General features: G+C 46.5%; 14 protein-coding genes. 2 read left to right on the forward strand and 12 right to left on the reverse strand.

Annotated elements, in window-relative coordinates; genetic code table 11:
* Positions 1-4: 4 nt before the first annotated feature.
* From ACFOEE_RS05020 to rppH, 3 genes are read right to left on the reverse strand one after another with little or no spacing between them, the layout of a single operon-like run.
* Positions 5-811, reverse strand: coding sequence for a sulfite exporter TauE/SafE family protein (locus ACFOEE_RS05020; protein ID WP_377121544.1), 807 nt, complete (start codon positions 809-811; stop codon positions 5-7).
* Between the two features lie 40 nt (positions 812-851).
* A complete protein-coding gene (ptsP, locus tag ACFOEE_RS05025; protein ID WP_377121546.1) occupies positions 852-3,152 on the reverse strand; it encodes a phosphoenolpyruvate--protein phosphotransferase in 2,301 nt (766 codons plus the stop codon).
* A 27-nt stretch (positions 3,153-3,179) separates the two neighbouring features.
* Positions 3,180-3,698 (reverse strand): RNA pyrophosphohydrolase, encoded by a 519-nt coding sequence (gene rppH / locus ACFOEE_RS05030; RefSeq protein ID WP_377121548.1) that lies wholly within the window; start codon positions 3,696-3,698, stop codon positions 3,180-3,182.
* Positions 3,699-4,138: 440 nt separating this feature from the next.
* Here rppH and mutH point away from each other — a divergent pair, with 440 nt between their 5' ends.
* Positions 4,139-4,807 carry a DNA mismatch repair endonuclease MutH gene (gene mutH / locus ACFOEE_RS05035; protein WP_377121550.1) on the forward strand — a complete coding sequence of 223 codons (669 nt, stop codon included), beginning with the start codon at positions 4,139-4,141 and terminating at the stop codon, positions 4,805-4,807.
* Positions 4,808-4,918: 111 nt separating this feature from the next.
* On the opposite strand, the gene eno is transcribed toward mutH, so the two are convergent.
* The 5 genes from eno to rlmD form a co-directional block, all read right to left on the reverse strand.
* Positions 4,919-6,211: a phosphopyruvate hydratase gene (eno, locus tag ACFOEE_RS05040; RefSeq protein WP_377121552.1), complete on the reverse strand. Its 1,293-nt coding sequence runs from the start codon at positions 6,209-6,211 to the stop codon at positions 4,919-4,921.
* A gap of 299 nt (positions 6,212-6,510) precedes the next feature.
* Positions 6,511-8,142: a CTP synthase gene (locus tag ACFOEE_RS05045; protein ID WP_377121554.1), complete on the reverse strand. Its 1,632-nt coding sequence runs from the start codon at positions 8,140-8,142 to the stop codon at positions 6,511-6,513.
* 113 nt (positions 8,143-8,255) lie between these two features.
* Positions 8,256-9,044 carry a nucleoside triphosphate pyrophosphohydrolase gene (gene mazG, locus ACFOEE_RS05050; protein ID WP_377121556.1) on the reverse strand — a complete coding sequence of 263 codons (789 nt, stop codon included), beginning with the start codon at positions 9,042-9,044 and terminating at the stop codon, positions 8,256-8,258.
* On the reverse strand, positions 9,045-11,201 hold the full coding sequence (gene relA / locus ACFOEE_RS05055; protein WP_377121558.1) for a GTP diphosphokinase: 2,157 nt from the start codon (positions 11,199-11,201) through the stop codon (positions 9,045-9,047). It lies immediately after the preceding gene.
* A 5-nt stretch (positions 11,202-11,206) separates the two neighbouring features.
* Positions 11,207-12,532 carry a 23S rRNA (uracil(1939)-C(5))-methyltransferase RlmD gene (gene rlmD / locus ACFOEE_RS05060; RefSeq protein WP_377121560.1) on the reverse strand — a complete coding sequence of 442 codons (1,326 nt, stop codon included), beginning with the start codon at positions 12,530-12,532 and terminating at the stop codon, positions 11,207-11,209.
* 77 nt (positions 12,533-12,609) lie between these two features.
* Between rlmD and barA the strand changes: the two genes are divergently transcribed.
* Complete coding sequence (gene barA, locus ACFOEE_RS05065; protein ID WP_377121562.1) at positions 12,610-15,375, forward strand: two-component sensor histidine kinase BarA; 2,766 nt, start codon at positions 12,610-12,612, stop codon at positions 15,373-15,375.
* A gap of 27 nt (positions 15,376-15,402) precedes the next feature.
* On the opposite strand, the gene pdxJ is transcribed toward barA, so the two are convergent.
* From pdxJ to rnc, 4 genes are read right to left on the reverse strand one after another with little or no spacing between them, the layout of a single operon-like run.
* Positions 15,403-16,140 carry a pyridoxine 5'-phosphate synthase gene (gene pdxJ / locus ACFOEE_RS05070; RefSeq protein ID WP_377121564.1) on the reverse strand — a complete coding sequence of 246 codons (738 nt, stop codon included), beginning with the start codon at positions 16,138-16,140 and terminating at the stop codon, positions 15,403-15,405.
* Positions 16,141-16,161: 21 nt separating this feature from the next.
* The gene (recO, locus tag ACFOEE_RS05075) at positions 16,162-16,842 is read right to left on the reverse strand and encodes a DNA repair protein RecO (RefSeq protein ID WP_377121566.1); all 681 of its coding nucleotides are present in this window, start codon (positions 16,840-16,842) and stop codon (positions 16,162-16,164) included.
* Positions 16,843-17,742 carry a GTPase Era gene (gene era, locus ACFOEE_RS05080; RefSeq protein WP_377121568.1) on the reverse strand — a complete coding sequence of 300 codons (900 nt, stop codon included), beginning with the start codon at positions 17,740-17,742 and terminating at the stop codon, positions 16,843-16,845.
* Positions 17,732-18,409, reverse strand: coding sequence for a ribonuclease III (gene rnc, locus ACFOEE_RS05085; RefSeq protein ID WP_377121570.1), 678 nt, complete (start codon positions 18,407-18,409; stop codon positions 17,732-17,734). Before rnc ends, era begins: the two co-directional genes overlap by 11 nt.
* Position 18,410: the final 1 nt, after the last annotated feature.

Here is an 18,410-nt window from a genome sequence, read left to right on the forward strand (position 1 = left end):
TTCCTTAACTCATTAACATTCTAATTGCTATCACGACCAACAAAGCCGCAAAAATTCGCTTGATTACTTTAACAGGCCAATGTTGCGTTGCTTTTGCACCTAACGGCGCCATAAACCAAGAAGTGACGATAATACCAAACAAAGCTGGTAAATACACAAACCCAGCAAAGCCATTTTGCCACGCAAAATGCTGCCAACCTGAAGATACATACCCAACCGAGCCAAATAACGCGATTACGATGCCACAAGCAGCGGCGCAGCCTATGGCCTTTTTCATATCTACCGAAAAATGGCTCAGCAGCGGTACTATTAATGCGCCCCCACCTATACCTATCATTGCTGACAAGCTTCCCATTAGGGTAGTGATTGCGCCAAGCAGGCCGCCCGATGGTAATGGCTTTTGATGTTCTTGATGACTTTTGCTAAAAATCATCCGCAGCGCGATGGCAATCACACTCACGCAAAAGATGATCCGCACAGCTTGCTCTGGGAGCCAAGCGGCAAAAAAACCACTCAGCAAGGCGCCGAGTGCGACCCCGCCCATCACCCAAGGTGCAATCTGCCAAGGAATGTTGTCATTGCGATGATGAGCGAGCGCTGAAGAGGTGGAGGTAAATAAAATTGACGCCAGCGAGGTCGCAATTGCGACAACAATGACTTGATCTGCTTCGACAATCTGAAAGTTCAACAATAAGCTGCTGAGCACAGGGACGATAATAAGCCCACCGCCGATACCCAATAAACCAGCCAAAAATCCCACTACGCTGCCAAGTAGCGCACAGCTGATTATCAATAACAGAACATCATTCATGACTTCATTTTTCTTCTTTGTTGTCGTTGTTACCAGTCACTCAAACCGAGCTGGTATTTGGTTTTCCGCTGCCAGATTGAGTGTATAACAACTCACTGAACTGATGTTCAATCATAAATGCACGCAGCACTCGGTGTACTTGTTTGGCCGACGACTGTGCCAAACATTCCCGCAGCAGCTTTTCCATGTCGCAGACCGTTAAGCGTCGCAGCACCCACTTGACCTTATTGAGTGAAGAAAAGTTCATACTGAGTCGTCGATACCCCATCGCCACAAGCAGTATTGCACCTTCTGGCTCACCGCCTAGCTCGCCACACAAGCTAAACGGTAATTCGTAGTGTTGGCAATCGCGGGCAATTTGTGCCAACACCCGCAGGACGCTTGGATGATAGGGGTCAAATAAGTCCGCCACTTTGGCATTTGAACGGTCAACCGCTAATAGATATTGGGTTAAATCGTTACTGCCAACCGAGCAAAAATCGACTTTTTGTGACCATTCCGGTAGCAAAAACACACTGGAAGGCACTTCAAGCATGACACCAATTTCTGGACGCTCTAGGTTGTAAAACTGATCAGCCCACTCTTCTTGTAATTCAAAATAAGCTTGTTCCAAGAGATTGATGGCTTCGTCCACTTCTTCGCTGTGGCTCACCATGGGCAGCATAATACGTAGGTTACCAAGTCCGGCATTAGCTTTGAGCATAGCTTTGAGCTGATCTAAAAAGAGCTCTGGATGGTCTAAGGTTACGCGCACACCACGCCAGCCAAGAAACGGATTGTCTTCTTTGATGTCAAAGTAGTCGAGCACTTTATCACCACCGATATCTAGAGTACGCATCACCACAGGATCAGGATGATGGCGCGCGAGCACTTCGCGATACCAAGCTTCTTGTTCTTTTTGTGATGGGAATTGGCCTTTTTGCATAAACCAAGATTCGGTACGATATAGCCCAACACCGTCACACAACTTGGCGTGAATTTGCTCAGTATTGAGATCAAGACCGGCATTTAACAGCAAGCTAATGCGCTCCCCGTCTAAAGTTACAGGAGGTAAATGATGCTCGGCTTCAAATTTATCGTGCAGTAAGCTGTCTTGATGTTTGAGCTGGCGATATTCACGCTCCAGCGCTTCGGATGGCGAAATATAGACCCGGCCCGCATAGGCATCCAAGATCATGGCTTTGCCATCAAACTGCAGTAACGGTAAATCTTCTATACCCCAAATCGCAGGGATAGCCATAGCTCGGGTCAGGATAGAAGCGTGGCTGTTGGCTGCTCCGTTGATACTAATCACCCCAACGAGCTTGTCCTTTGGTACATCCGCAAGCATAGTCGGTGTTAAAGTGTGTGCCACAAGAATCGTTTTGTCTGGATAGGGTTTGACTGCATTTTCGGTGCTGACTAAATGATGCAAAACCCGCAAACCTATGTCTTTAACATCAATGGCGCGCTCTTTGATATAAGGGTCTTGCATGGCATTAAACTGCGCGACTAAACGTTCAATCACTCGCTTTAATGCCGACTTTGCGTTCCAACCTGCTTGTAATTCTTGTTCTACCCGTTGCCCTAAACTGCGGGCATCCAACAGCTGTTGATAGACTTCAAAAACCGCGAGCGCCTCTTTGGGAATACTGTCGCTGAGCGTGTTAGCTAACACATTAAATTCATGGCGTGTTGCCGCCACTGCTTGCAAAAAACGTTTGCGCTGCTGTTCGACGTCTGTGCTCTTTTGCAGCTCAATGCTCGAAAAATCCAGTTTCGGCAAGACTACGAAGGCTTCGCCTAATGCAATCCCCGGCGCGCTCGCCACCCCTTTTAATATGGAAGTTTGATGGCTACTATCGCTTTGTCTTAGTACTTCTTTAAGTTCAATAGTCGCCAACTGTGATGCCAGCTGCGCTGATAAAGTAATTAAGAAAGACTCTTCATCGTGACTAAATACACGCGCCGCCTTTTGCTGTACAACAATAACACCAAGTACTTTCTTTTGATGCACAACAGGTACGGACAAAAAGGCGTTATAGCCTTCTTCGTTCACTTCAGGGGAGAGTTTAAAACGTGGATGCGACTGCGCATATGCGACGTTAATAGGTTCTTCACGTTGTGCCACCAAACCGACTAACCCCTCGGTAAAGCCCATGCGGAACTTACCCACAGCGTCAGGGTTAAGGCCATTGGTGGCCATAAGGATAAAGTTGTCTTGGCTGTAATCAGCAAAGTAAATGGAGCAACACTCCGTTTGCATTGCCTCTTTCACCATGCTTACAAACCGATTCAGCGCCGCCTCTAAAGATGGCTCATGGGCAACCGCCTCTGCAATGGCACGTAACGTAGCAAGCACGATGAACTCCTCAACACAGTGGGCCCATCAACGACGCGGGCGCCAAGATTCCTTACACGGTTCGCGTTTATTGAAAGGCATTGCAAACGGTGCAAACTCTTTCATTACACGCCGATAGACGTCGCGTTTAAAAGACACAACCTGTCTTACCGGATACCAATAACTGACCCATCGCCAATCATCAAACTCTGGATGATGGGTATGGAGCAAGTTTACATCTTCGTCTTTACAGCGCAGTTTCAAAAGAAACCATTTTTGCTTTTGACCAATACACACTGGACTTGAATCTCTGCGGATCAGTCGCTTGGGCAATTTATAACGTAACCAATGTTTAGAGCTTGCGACGATTTCGACATCTTCTGGATTTAAGCCGACTTCCTCACGCAACTCGCGATACATAGTTTGTTCTGGGGTTTCGCCATCATCGACCCCCCCTTGTGGAAACTGCCAGGAATGTTGTCCATAGCGTCTCGCCCAAAATACCTGACCCTGATTATTACAGATCACAATTCCGACATTGGCACGAAAACCTTCGGCGTCAATCACCTTAGTGCCTCATTTGTAAGTCGATTTTAAATGATTGTTCCACAACTTAAGAAGCACAGCAAATACTATTCTGGTTTTTCCGCAAGTTACCCACAAGTTGTGCATAAAGTTACGTTTCAGCGCTTATTTTACAAACAAATCCACAGTTATTCGTTTTAAAAGCCAGTTTCTCCACAGAAACTGTGGATAATCATGTTTATATATCTGTATTTATCCAAAAAGCGTTTAAAAAGAGTCCGCTCGAATGTTATCAAAATACAAATAAATACTTTAAATTCATAGCGTTACTAACAATCCACAAGTCAAAAACAGCTCAAAATACCAGCAAGCCAAATTGCGTGCAAAAAAACACCAATTCGGGCACTGTTATTTTGCAGTTTTGACCTCAGCGTCAGGTGCTTTTACAATAGCGACACTCTTATTTGCAGCCTGGAACTGCCATGCCTACGCCCCCTCGCAGTATTGCCGAATTGATGCAACGTGTTGATAGTATCGCAGGCTTAACCTTAGGTGAGTTAGCTGCCGCCCACCAATTTAAAACCCCTGATGATTTACTCAGGGAAAAAGGCTGGCCTGGGCAACTCATTGAACATGTATTGGGCGCCAGTGCCGGATCTCGACCCGTTCCCGATTTTGAGCATTTAGGTATAGAGCTTAAAACCTTGCCGCTTGGTTTTAATGGCAAACCGTTAGAAACCACTTATGTGTCAGTAGTACCTTTGGTCAATATCACTGGGCTCTGTTGGCAAAATTCTGTGGTGAAGCACAAGTTAACTCATGTGTTGTGGCTGCCAGTATTGGCAGAGCGTGACATTGCCCCCGTTGACCGCACCATAGGTAGCGGCTTTTTGTGGCAACCAAATGCTGCGCAAGAACAACAGTTGCGCCAAGACTGGGAAGAGCAAATGGAATTGGTGGCTTTGGGTAAAGTTGAGGAAATTTCCGGCCATTTAGGTGAAGTGTTGCAGATTCGGCCAAAAGCGGCTCACAGTAAAGTACTGACCGATGCCATAGGCCCTGCGGGCAAACTAATTAAAACCTTACCACGCGGATTTTATTTAAAAACCCAATTTACTGCTGAGATCTTACGTCAGCATTTTAGCGCATAACGCACTCTTGCCTTTAAAAGTAAAAAACCAGTGCGAATAAACAGCACTGGCTTTTTGTTAGCGAAACGAACCACTGACACAAATCAATGACGCCGCTTAATCACTTAAGGCTTATTGGCCTTTGATCTCGCTACGGCCTTTGTATACTGCTTTCTCGCCCAACGCTTCTTCAATACGTAGCAATTGGTTGTACTTAGCAACACGGTCAGAACGGCACAGTGAGCCGGTTTTGATTTGACCTGCCGCAGTACCTACAGCCAGATCTGCAATGGTTGCGTCTTCAGTTTCACCTGAGCGGTGCGAAATAACCGCAGTAAAGCCAGCGTCTTGTGCCATTTTGATAGCGTCTAGCGTTTCAGACAATGAACCGATTTGGTTGAACTTGATAAGGATAGAGTTACCAATCTTCTCATCGATACCGCGTTTCAAAATTTTGGTGTTAGTCACGAATAGGTCATCACCCACTAACTGGACTTTGTCGCCGATTTTCTCAGTTAAGATCTTCCAGCCAGCCCAGTCACTTTCGTCCAAACCATCTTCGATAGAAACAATTGGGTAACGTGCAGCAAGATCAGCAAGGAAATCAGCAAAGCCAGCTGAATCAAACACTTTACCTTCACCTTTAAGGTCATATTTACCATCGTGGTAGAACTCAGATGACGCGCAATCTAGCGCCAAGGTGACGTCTTTGTTCATTTCGTAGCCAGCTGCTTTTACCGCTTCAACGATAACTGCAAGAGCTTCTTCGTTTGACTTAAGATCTGGTGCGAAACCACCCTCGTCACCTACCGCTGTGTTTAGGCCACGTGCGCTTAGTACTTTCTTCAAGCTGTGGAAAATTTCTGCGCCCATACGGAGTGCTTCGCGGAAGCTTTTCGCACCCACTGGCTGAACCATAAACTCTTGGATATCAACGTTGTTGTCTGCGTGCTCACCACCATTGATGATGTTCATCATAGGTACTGGCATTGAGTATTGACCCGGAGTGCCGTTGATGTCAGCAATGTGCTCATACAAAGCAACGCCTTTGTGCTGTGCTGCTGCTTTAGCATTGGCTAAAGAAACCGCCAAAATCGCGTTCGCACCTAGCTTTTCTTTGTTTTCAGTGCCGTCTAACTCAATCATGATGCCGTCGATGTGGCGTTGTGCCAACGCATCTTGACCAAGTAAAGCCTTGGCGATGTCGTTATTGATGTAATTAACCGCAGTTAACACGCCTTTACCTAAATAACGTGCTTTGTCGCCGTCACGTAGCTCAAGCGCTTCACGAGTACCAGTTGAAGCACCAGATGGTGCACAAGCGCGTCCCCAAGCGCCTGAGTCCAAAAATACTTCTGCTTCAACAGTTGGGTTACCGCGTGAGTCCATAACTTCACGGCCAATCACTTTTACGATTTTTGACATCTTGATTCCTCTTATTCCCATTTTTTGGTGAGTGTCTAAAAATAACCATTGCCTTAACTTGTTGGGTAAAACAAGCTATAGCAATTGTTACTTATACTAACCAGACTTGAAGTTGTATCGGTATTGGCTACACCCTCACCTAAATCACACAGAATAGCTATGTGCTCATGGGAATTACCTGCCGCCTACCTGTAACGTCAAGCAATGTGGGTGTAGGAGAAGTCCGGTGTCGACTTTTTTGTGGTCGAACTCAATAAAAGTTCGACCACAAAAAAGCCGTGCATAGGCACGGCTTTTCCTTAAGAGGCTTTCTGGTGGCTGTGGGCAGCCGCAACAAAGCTCTCAAATAGTGGGTGACCATCTCGCGGTGTTGAAGTGAACTCCGGATGGAATTGCACCGCGATAAACCATGGGTGGTTTTTATTTTCAATGATCTCTACCAGTTTCTTGTCTTCAGACAAACCAGTGAAAGACAAACCAGCCGCTTCAATTTGCGCAATGTAGTTATTGTTTACTTCGTAGCGGTGACGGTGACGCTCAACAATCTCATCATTACCATATACGTTACGTACCTGCGAGCCTTCTTTAAGGTAACACTTCTGCGCACCTAAACGCATGGTGCCGCCCAAATCAGATTTCTCGGTACGAGTTTCAACATTGCCTTCAGCATCTAGCCACTCTGTGATAAGGCCTACAACTGGGTGCGCCGACTTCGCATCAAACTCAGTTGAGTTAGCGCCTTCAAGGCCAGCTACGTTACGTGCGTATTCAATCAGCGCCACTTGCATGCCTAAACAGATACCTAGGTAAGGCACCTTGTTTTCACGCGCGTACTGCGCAGCTAAGATTTTGCCTTCAACACCACGGCTACCGAAACCGCCAGGGACTAAAATCGCATCTAAATTCGCTAGCACTTCTGTGCCTTTACTTTCGATGTCTTGTGAGTCAACGTATTGAATATTTACGGTTAAACGATTTTTCAAACCAGCGTGTTTAAGCGCTTCGTTTACCGATTTATAGGCATCTGGTAATTCAATGTATTTACCCACCATACCAATGGTCACTTCACCCGTAGGGTTTGACTCTTGGTATAGCACTTGTTCCCACTCAGCCAAATCGGCTTCTGGGCAATCAAGATAGAAACGACGACACACTAAAGAGTCCAACTCTTGCGATTTTAATAACGCAGGAATTTTGTAAATGCTGTCTACGTCTGGTAAAGAAATAACCGCTTTCTCTTCTACGTTAGTAAATAACGCAATTTTCGCACGCTCATTATTTGGCAGTTTACGGTCTGAACGACAGATCAAAATATCAGGTTGAATACCGATAGAGCGTAGCTCTTTCACCGAGTGCTGAGTTGGTTTGGTTTTCACTTCACCCGCAGCGCCAAGGAATGGCACTAAAGTTAAGTGCATGAACAACGCACGTTCACGACCAATTTCCGTGCCTAATTGACGGATCGCCTCTAAGAACGGTTGCGATTCGATATCACCTACTGTGCCACCAATTTCAACGATAGCTACATCATAACCTTCTGCACCTTCAAGGACACGGCGTTTGATGTCGTTAGTAATATGTGGGATAACTTGGATAGTAGCACCTAGGAATTCACCACGGCGCTCACGACGTAATACGTCTTCAAATACACGACCTTGCGTAAAGTTGTTACGCTTAGTCATTTTAGTGCGGATAAAACGCTCGTAGTGACCTAAGTCAAGGTCAGTTTCAGCGCCATCCTCAGTCACAAACACTTCACCGTGTTGGATAGGGCTCATTGTGCCAGGATCGACGTTGATGTATGGGTCTAGCTTTAGAATAGTCACGCGCAGGCCACGTGCTTCTAAAATAGCAGCCAATGAGGCAGCTGCAATACCTTTACCCAAAGAGGATACAACCCCGCCTGTTACGAAGATAAATTTAGTACTCATGCGAACCCTAGAATATCAGGAAAAGTGGAAAAAATTTAGAATCAAGACGGGATCACATTTTAGCAAAGCCCAGCTTGGCAATCCAGCTAAATCTTGTCCGACGAGTCACTCGTTTATCGACTGCGGCGTTTTACTTCCTCCCAAGCGGCGTCCATTTCGGCTAAATTGGCATCCGCTAAGCGCTTATTTTGCTCGCCCAACACCCCCTCAACTTGCCGAAAACGCTGGATAAATTTACGACTGGCTTGGCGTAATAACTGCTCTGCGTCATGATTGCCATGACGAGCCACATTTACTGTGGCAAACAATAAATCGCCAAGCTCTTCCCCACTGTGTGCAGAATTTGGATCGTGTGCCAGCGCTTCGCGCACTTCTTCGACCTCTTCAGCCACTTTATCCAAGGCGCCGTGATAACTCGGCCAATCAAAACCCAGCCCTGCGGCACGGCGCTGGACTTTTTGCGCATAGCTAAGTGCTGGTAAGGCTTTACTAACATCATCAGCAAAACGAGTGGGGTGATGAGATTTTGCGGCGTGCTCTTGATCTTTTATCGCCTGCCACTGTGCTTGTAGCTCGCTTTCGCTCAGGGTTTGAGTGTGTTCGAACACATGTGGATGGCGACGTATCAACTTATCATTCAGACCACTGACAATATCGTTAAAATCAAAATAGCCCGCCTCTTTACCTAGCTGGGCATAAAAAATTACCTGAAACAATAAATCGCCCAGCTCGTCTTTTAAGCCCACCCAGTCACGCTGTTCAATGGCCTCTGCCACTTCGTGAGCTTCTTCTAAGGTGTGCGGCACAATCGAGGCAAAGTGTTGTTTTTTGTCCCAGTCACAACCCGTTTGTGGGTCGCGCAAACGCGCCATAATCGCCAATAACTGCTCAATATTCTGCATTTACAGCTGCCTTTTCGCTTCGAATATCCCTTCGATTTGATGTAACTTCACCAATAAACGATTCATCGCCGACAGGTCGTTGATCTCCACTTGCATCACCAACACTGCTAACTGGCGGTCGTCATGAGTTTGCACATTCATGCTGTTGATATTGACCTTTTCATTGGCAAGGGCTGAGCTGACATCACGAATAAGGCCCTGACGGTCTTGCGCTTCAATCCGCAAAGTTAAGCTATACGAAGCTTTAACATCATCCGCCCAACTGACTGCCACCACCCGCTCCGGATGCTGCTCGGTAATGTGCGCAAAAGCATCGCAATCACTGCGATGCACCGCAATACCACGGCCTTGGGTGATATAACCGCAAATATCGTCACCGGGTAATGGCTGGCAACATTTCGCCATATGCGACATTAAGCTACCCACGCCATCAACCACTATGCCGCTTCTATCGCCTTTACGCGTGCTCGGCGCTTTAAATTTAAGTGGCAGTTCGTCTTTGGGTTTGTCTTGAACAAAGTTCAGCAGTTGGTTAATTCGAATATCACCAGCACCAATCGCCACCAGCAAATCATCAAACTCTCGATAGTTAAAGCGTTCAATCGCAGGGTCAAAATCCTTGTAGCTCAAATTCAGCTTCTGAATATGGCTATCTAAAATTTCTTTGCCGGCTTGCAGATTTTTATCTCTATCCTGCAATTTAAACCAGCTGTGAATTTTAGCGCGCGCACGCGATGACTTCACATAACCCAATGACGGGTTCAACCAGTCACGGCTTGGGTTAGGTTGTTTTTGGGTGAGAATTTCAACTTGATCGCCCGTCGCGAGCTGATAAGTAAATGGCACAATCTTGCCAAACACTTTTGCGCCAATGCAACGATGGCCAACATTAGAGTGAATATAGTAAGCAAAATCGAGTGGTGTGGAGCCTAGCGGCAAATCGAAGATATCCCCTTTTGGCGTAAAGACATAGACTCGGTCTTCAACCACTTGGTTTTTAAGTTCTTCGGCCAGCTCACTGCCATCAACGACTTCTTCTTGCCATTGCAACAGTTTACGCAGCCAACTGATCTTTTGCTCATAACCCGAGCCACGGCCCGGCAATGAACCTTCTTTATAGAGCCAGTGCGCAGCAACGCCGAGTTCAGCATCACGGTGCATTTCTTCAGTGCGAATTTGAATTTCGACGGTTTTGCCTTCAGGACCAAACACCACGGTATGGATCGATTGATAACCATTTTGCTTTGGGGTAGCAATGTAATCATCAAATTCTTTATTAAGATGACGCCAGTTAGTATGCACTACCCCAAGGGCAGCATAGCAATCCTGGATGGCATCCACCACTATGCGCATCGCGCGAATGTCGAACAATTGGTCGAATTCGTAGTGCTTTTGCGCCATCTTTTTATAGATGCTGTAAATGTGTTTTGGCCGACCATAAACTTGAGCTTGGATACCTGCCTCATGTAAACGATCACTAACTTGCTGCACCATATTTTCCATATAGGCTTCACGGTCAAGACGCTTATCCGCCAGTTGTTTAGCAATACTTTTGTATTTTTCTGGATGCAGGTAGCGAAAAGATAAATCTTCCAGCTCCCATTTTAACTGGCCGATACCTAAACGGTTGGCAAGTGGAGCAAAAATATTGGCGGTGGCTTTCGCGGCGATAACCCGCTCTTCTTCGTCAGCATTTTTAACCGCACGTAAATGGCAAATTTGCTCCGCCAGTTTTATCACCACCGCGCGCACATCTTCAACCATCGCCAATAACATGCGGCGAATATTGTCGATTTGTACTGAGCCTTTGCCTTGATGGTGTGCCAACGTACTGATGGTTGCCATTTGCTCAACCCCTTCGAGCAACAGCACTAAGTTGTCGCCAAACTCAGCTTTGATCTTGTCCATGTCAAGTTGCGTGGCTAAAAAATACGGCGTTAAAAATGCCGCCGTCAGCGACTCAGCATCAAAATTCAGCGCTGCTAAAATTTCGACCATTTCCACCGCCATATTGAGTTGCTCATTATTGGCGATGGGGCAGAAGGTTTTCGCTCGTTGCAGGTACGCCAATTTATCTTCGCCAAGCGCTAGTAGCGCCATGCGGGAATCAAAATCCACCACTTGGGTGTGTTGATGGGATTGGCGAGTTGCAACCATTTAGCTTACCTCCTTTGAAACAGTGCCATGCTCTCAATGTGCCCCGTGTGCGGGAACATATTCATCAGTCCAACTTTAACCAGCTCAAAACGCTGGTCAACTATCAATTTACTGTCACGCGCCAGCGTCACCGGGTCGCACGACACATATAAAATGCGCTCAAATTGTTTAAGCGGCAATTGTGCCAAGATTTCCTCTGCGCCAACGCGCGAAGGATCTAAGATAAGCACATTGCTGTCTTTGCTAAACCACTGTGCTTCAACAAGATTGGCGGTTAAATCGCTACAGTGGAAAGTCACGTTGCTGATTTGATTAGTGTGCGCATTTTGCGTGGCCATTGCAACCGAAGACGCCACACCTTCGACACCAATCACACTGTTTGCTTGTTTTGCCGCCACTAGCGAGAAGTTTCCGATACCACAAAAAAGGTCCAAAACTTTGTCGGAAGCAGTCAGAGCTAACCATGCCATCGCTTGTTGTAGCATGTGTTGGTTTACCGCGGCATTAACTTGGACGAAGTTATCGAGCTGATACGATAGGGTCAAATCAAACTCAGACAAATGATAACGCGGCAGTAAGTCGTCACTTACTTTGACCGTTTCGCTTGGCCCTTGCCATAATAGGTGCCAATTGCACGGCGCTAACGCCGCGTTGACGCTGGCTTTTAATTCGCTACTAATGGCTTTGATGTGACGCAGCACCACATAACTGCCGTTATCCGCTTCGCTCAATTGTACATGGCTGATACTACTGAGCGCGGGATGACGATTGAGCACCTCACGTAATAACCCAATATGCGTGGCAAACGCAGGGGCAAGTACATCACATTGCTGCACTTCAACGATTTTCTTTGAGCCTTTACCACGATAGCCAAGCTTTAAACGGCCGCTGTCTTTGTCAAATAAACACGCCAAACGCGCGCTACGGCGATAATGTTGCCCTGCAGAGGTAATCGCTGGCTGCCAAGGGAGTTGCGACAACCCAGTAAACTTTTGGAATAACGCGGCTACCGCCAATTGCTTAGCGGCGACTTGCGCAGCCAAGTCTTGATGCTGTAACTCACAACCACCACAAGCTTCATAGTCGCCGCAAAACGGCTTTGCTCGCTCTGCACTTGCAGTCATGACTTTGACCGTTTTGGCCTCTACCAGCTTGGCTTTGTTTTGCGTGACTTGCGCTTTCACCACTTCACCGGGCAGTGCGCCATCAATAAACCATACCTTGCCATCTTGGCGTGCAACACCACGACCTTGGTGATCTAATGAACTAACAGTGACTGTTTGCACTTGTGGCGTTGTTGACTTTTTGTTCGCGCGAAAAAACTGCGCCATGGAATTGCCCCTTTAGCATTGCCTAACCGCGGCTAAGTGATTAATCTAGCTTTAACTTCGTCGACATGATGTTAACTATGACTAGACTCAGCTTACGCGATAGCGTTTTGATATTGACCCTATTGCCAACGGTGATTATTGGCCTGTTACTTGGCGGCTATTTTACTATAAATCGTTTCGTCGAGCTTGAACAAATTGTCGAAGCACGCGGTAGTAGCATTATTGAACCGCTGGCAGTAGCGTTAGAAGCACCGTTACTGAGTGCAGACAAAGCTCAGTTACATCGTTTGATCACTCTAACTCAGAGCCGTCATGGTAGCCTTATCAAAAGCATTGCGCTATTTGATAAAGATAACCGCTTAATACTGACAAGCAACTATCACGCGCAGTTTGCACGCTTGCAATTTAGTGGCGAAGTGGAAGAATTACAAACCACTCTAAGTCAACGTGTTGAAAAAACCCAAGTTTTCTACACCCCCGTGAAACAATTTAGCCAACATGTTGACCTTTGGAGTGGCCCTATGCCTGCTAACTTGGGGGTGTTAGTGGTTGAAGCAAACCTCGACGAAGCGCTGATCTCTCAGCAACGTGCGCTGTTAGCAAGCACGGCTATTATCGTTATCACGTTACTTATTACTGGTATCATCGCCATTTACTTTGGTCAGCGTTTTACTCGCCCACTACGTAAGTTATTGCTTGCGACCGACAAACTCACCGAAGGTAAGCATGATATAGGTTTAATCGAACCGATGGAGGGCGAATTTGAATTACTCCGCCAAGGTTTAACCAGTATCAGCGATAAAATGGTGATGCAAAAAGATGAAATGCAAAAGCATATCGACCAAGCCACCAGCGACTATCGCGAAACCTTAGAGCAGTACGAAACACAAAATATTCAGTTGGTGATGGCAAAAAAAGAAGCGCAGGACGCTAACCGGGTAAAATCTGACTTCCTTGCCAAGATGAGTCATGAGTTACGTACTCCCCTAAACGGCGTGATAGGCTTTACCCGCCAGCTTTATAAAACGCCGCTGAACAAACACCAAAAAGATTATCTTGATACTATCGTGCTCTCCGCCAATAGCTTAATGAGTATCATCAGTGACATTCTAGATTTCTCTAAACTTGAAGCGGGTGCCATGGAACTTGAACATATTCAGTTCCAGTTACGTGATGTGGTCAATGAAGTGATGACTTTACTGGCACCAAGCGCCCATGATAAACAGTTAGAACTGTCGATTTATGTCAATCGCCAAGTGCCAGATAACCTCATTGGCGATCCGACCCGCTTTAAGCAAGTACTGATTAACCTTATCAACAATGCGATAAAGTTCACCGAGAAAGGCGCGGTACGCATAGATATTGGCCATCGTTTGCTAGATGAACAACGTGCCTCATTGCTGATCTCAGTGTCAGATACTGGCGTCGGTATCGCGCAAGAAAAGCAAGATACCTTGTTTACCCCGTTTGGTCAGGCAGACTCTAGCATTACCCGCAAATTTGGCGGAACTGGGCTGGGTCTTATCATCACCAAACATATTGTTGAGGCCATGGGTGGCCGTATCACCTTAAACTCTGCGCCCGGCAATGGCAGCTGCTTTACCTTTAATGCCGTATTTGATTTACCGAGCCACCTGTTTAATGCCGATTTGCCAGTTAAACCGCTCAAACATAAACGCGTATTGTACTTTGAGCCACATGAGCACACCCATCAAGCGGTATTATCGTTATTACAAGAGTGGGAAATGCAGGTTACGGCCTGTGAAGACGAAGCCAGTTTTCTCGCCGCATTACAGCAAGATTTTAACTATGATGTGTGCTTGATTGGCCACATTGCCACGGTTGACCAAATGCCGATGCTGAAGTCTTATATCAGCAAAGTTCGTAGCCAAACTGATTACCTCTATTTGATGCTAAACACCATTTCGCACAATATGCGGGAGTCCTTGATTGGCTCAGGTGCCGACAGCTGTTTAAGCAAACCAGTTAACCACAGAAAGCTCTGTGAGCTGCTAGCTGCGCCTTACCGCCTAGACCACCCAGATGTAATCAACGATGGCCAAGAATTTGATATCCTGCCATTAAAAGTACTGGTTGCCGACGATAATGATGCCAACCTCAAACTGATCACGACTCTGTTGCAAGAACAAGTGGAATCAATTGATGCTGCTCATAATGGCGCACAAGCCGTGGGACTGTGCAAAACCCATAAATACGACATCATCTTTATGGATATCCAAATGCCGATAATGGATGGGATCACCGCCTGCACCACCATTCTGGACTCATCGCTGAATGATGATACGCCCATTATCGCAGTGACAGCCCATGCCTTGACGGGCGAAAAGGATGAACTACTAAAAATTGGTTTTAAAGGCTATCTTACCAAACCAATTGATGAAGACATGCTCAAGCAAACCATTTGTGATTTTAGTGAGTCACTACCACGTTTGCGGACCCGCAATAATAAACCTGCCAGTGCACTGGTTGAAGCGCCTTTCGAAAGCCATATTTTAGACTGGGAACAAGCTTTACAGCACGCTGGCGGCAAAGGCGATTTAGCATTGGAAATGCTCAACATGCTACTGCTCAGCGTGCCTGAAACCATCAAACTGCTGCAAGATGCCATAGCGGAGCAAGATCTTGAGCATTTGCTAACAATAGTGCATAAATTCCATGGTGCGTGTTGTTATACCGGCGTCCCTCGGCTGAAAAAGCTGGCTGAAGCGATAGAAACAGCGTTGAAACAACAGCAATCATTAGATGCGTTGGAACCAGAATTATTAGAATTATTAGACGAGTTGGAAAACTTACTGCGAGATTCGGGAATAGAGGCGGCCTAATTGGCACGCCTCTCAATTCGATTCAGATTAAACGCCTAAACGCGCTTCAATCATTAATTTTTTCATATCGGCAACGGCTTTGGCAAAACCATCGATAACCGCGCGTGCGACAATGGCGTGACCGATATTCAGCTCATAGATCTCTGCTATCGCCGCGATTGGTTTAACGTTGTGATAGTGAAGGCCATGACCTGCATTCACCACCAAGCCGATGCCGTGCGCATATTTTACCGCGTCAGTAATGCGCGCCAATTCGGCTTGTTGCTCCGCATCCGTGATGGCTTCAGCATAGCAGCCAGTGTGGATTTCAATATAAGGCGCGCCCACGGCCTTTGCTGCATCAATTTGGCTTTTGTCCGCGTCAATAAACAGCGACACTTTGATACCCGCAGCGCTTAAGCGTGACACCGCATCCTTGAGTTTATCAAGTTGCCCCGCCACGTCTAAGCCGCCTTCAGTGGTCAGCTCTTCCCGTTTTTCTGGCACCAAACACACATAAGCCGGTTTTACTTCCAATGCGATATTAAGCATTTCTTCGGTAACCGCAATTTCTAGATTCATGCGCGTTTGCAAGGTTTTCGCCATCACATAGACATCGCGGTCGATAATGTGGCGACGGTCTTCACGCAAGTGAATTGTAATACCATCTGCCCCAGCGTGTTCCGCAACAGCAGCAGCATGAACCGGATCAGGATAAGTGGTGCCACGTGCTTGACGTAACGTTGCTACGTGATCGACATTCACACCCAATAAAATTTCTTTCATAACAATACCTTGAGTAATACTTTACCTTGTAATAAACAGTTCCCGGCTTTTCAAATCGCGGTTGCCAAGCAGAGGTCGCAAAATTTGCCGACTTAGTTGCTTTGCCGCTCGGCGCACTGCGTCAGCGGAAAAGTCCAGCGCCGCAATGGCATGTAATGCAGCGCCCGCATAACCCTGTTCTGCAACCACAAATCCTAATTCTTGGACATATTGATAATGTGCTTGAGGCGCAATCGCTTGGCCTTCTGCATCGTACTCAAATTCGATACCAAAACCCAGCAAATTCAACAATTCAAATTCATAACTGCGCAGCACCCATTCCAATTCATCGCCCAGTTGCAAGCGCTGTAAATGGTGCTGGTAGAGTTCAAATGCGGCTTCTAATGGCTCGTTTATGGGCATTAAACGATAGCTCAGCTCATTGAGATAAAAGCCGCAATACAAGCGTTTACCTTGCATACTGGATGGGCTTTGTAATAATTCAAACTGATTGAGATATTTGAGGTCGTGCCGCCCACTATAGCGGCACAATAACGGGGTAAAAGGCTGGAGTTGGGCGTTGTGTTTAAGCTGCTGTTTGCCGCTAATTCGCACCATCATTTTAATATGGCCAACTTCTTCTACGAGCATATTCAGCATAACTTGAGAATCGCTGAATGGTCGGCGATGCAGCAAAAATGCCCGCGAGAAGTCGCTGTCCAATTAGTCTTCTCCGTACCCCAGACTACGCAGTGCACGCTCATCATCGGCCCAACCCGATTTCACTTTTACCCATAGCTCTAAAAACACTTTGTTGTCGAGCATGGCTTCTAAGTCTTTACGCGCTTCACGGCCAATCACTTTAAGCTTTTCGCCTTTGTTGCCGATCACCATACGTTTTTGTGAGTCACGTTCGACCAAAATCAAGGCATTGATTTGCCAAACGCCGTTGTCTTGCCACTTAAACTGTTCAATTTCTACCGTAACAGAATAAGGCAGTTCATCACCCATAAAACGCATCAGTTTTTCACGCACGATTTCTGCGGCTAAAAAGCGCATTGAACGGTCAGTGACATAATCTTCTGGGAAGAAAAACTCACAAGCCGGCAAGCGTTTACGCACCTCAGCTTTGACCATATCAACGTTCTTGCCACTTTCAGCAGAGATAGGAATGATCCCCACAAATTCACCCTGCTCGCTTAACCACTGCATGTGCTCAAGTAGCTTGTCGTGATCTTTAACTCTATCCGCTTTGTTGATAAGCAATAACACCGGACGACCACTTTGCTGCACTTTATTCAGCACCATGTCGTCATCTTTGTTCCAATGCGTGCCTTCGACCACGAAGATCACCAGCTCCACATCACCTATCGAACTGGCCGCCGCGCGGTTCATCAAGCGATTAATAGCGCGCTTTTCTTCACTGTGTAAACCGGGTGTATCCACATAGACAGCTTGGTAGTTATCTTCAGTGTGAATACCCATGATACGGTGGCGGGTAGTTTGTGGCTTACGCGAGGTAATACTTACTTTTTGCTCAACAATGTTGTTTAACAAGGTTGATTTTCCGACATTCGGGCGACCAACAATCGCCACCATGCCGCAATGGGTGTTAGGTGTCATGCTTTAACTTCTTTAGCGCTTTTTCGGCAGCTTTTTGCTCGGCCTTACGCCGTGAGCTACCGACTGAAATAATGCTTTCCATCCCTTCTACAATACACTCTACCGTGAATGTCTGATTGTGTGCTTGGCCTTTGGTATCCACCACAGTATAGCCTGGCAACGGCAACTTGCGTGCTTGCAGATACTCTTGTAGTAAGGTTTTGGGATCTTTTTGATTGTGTCCAGGTGAGATCTCATCAAGGCGAGATTCATACCAATTCAACACTAATTTGGTGCAGGTCTCAATATCCGAATCAAGGAATACCGCACCTATAATGGCTTCCACAGCATCTGCTAACGTGGATTCGCGGCGATAACCACCACTTTTTAGTTCACCCGGTCCTAAACGCAGATAATCACCAAGACCAAATTCCACGCCAAATTCAGCTAAAGTCTGGCCGCGCACTAAAGTTGAGCGCATACGGCTTAGGTCACCTTCGCGGGCTTTGGGAAACTTTTTGAACAGCGCGTTGGCGATAACAAAGCTCAAAATTGAGTCGCCTAAAAACTCTAGTCGTTCATTGTGCTGGCCTTTATAGCTGCGATGAGTCATCGCCTGCTCTAAAAAAGCAGGCGATGTAAATTGATATCCTATCTTGTTATATAACTCTTGTACGTCTTTTTTCATT

Source organism: Pseudoalteromonas fenneropenaei (assembly GCF_042643375.1).
GTDB lineage: Bacteria > Pseudomonadota > Gammaproteobacteria > Enterobacterales > Alteromonadaceae > Pseudoalteromonas > Pseudoalteromonas fenneropenaei.

Coding starts and splice junctions, on each gene's coding strand:
- ACFOEE_RS05020 (WP_377121544.1), bottom strand. CDS start 811: ATGAATGATGTTCTGTTATTGATAATCAGCTGTGCGCTACTTGGCAGC.
- mutH (WP_377121550.1), top strand. CDS start 4,139: ATGCCTACGCCCCCTCGCAGTATTGCCGAATTGATGCAACGTGTTGAT.
- eno (WP_377121552.1), bottom strand. CDS start 6,211: ATGTCAAAAATCGTAAAAGTGATTGGCCGTGAAGTTATGGACTCACGC.
- ACFOEE_RS05045 (WP_377121554.1), bottom strand. CDS start 8,142: ATGAGTACTAAATTTATCTTCGTAACAGGCGGGGTTGTATCCTCTTTG.
- mazG (WP_377121556.1), bottom strand. CDS start 9,044: ATGCAGAATATTGAGCAGTTATTGGCGATTATGGCGCGTTTGCGCGAC.
- relA (WP_377121558.1), bottom strand. CDS start 11,201: ATGGTTGCAACTCGCCAATCCCATCAACACACCCAAGTGGTGGATTTT.
- rlmD (WP_377121560.1), bottom strand. CDS start 12,532: ATGGCGCAGTTTTTTCGCGCGAACAAAAAGTCAACAACGCCACAAGTG.
- barA (WP_377121562.1), top strand. CDS start 12,610: ATGACTAGACTCAGCTTACGCGATAGCGTTTTGATATTGACCCTATTG.
- pdxJ (WP_377121564.1), bottom strand. CDS start 16,140: ATGAAAGAAATTTTATTGGGTGTGAATGTCGATCACGTAGCAACGTTA.
- era (WP_377121568.1), bottom strand. CDS start 17,742: ATGACACCTAACACCCATTGCGGCATGGTGGCGATTGTTGGTCGCCCG.
- rnc (WP_377121570.1), bottom strand. CDS start 18,409: ATGAAAAAAGACGTACAAGAGTTATATAACAAGATAGGATATCAATTT.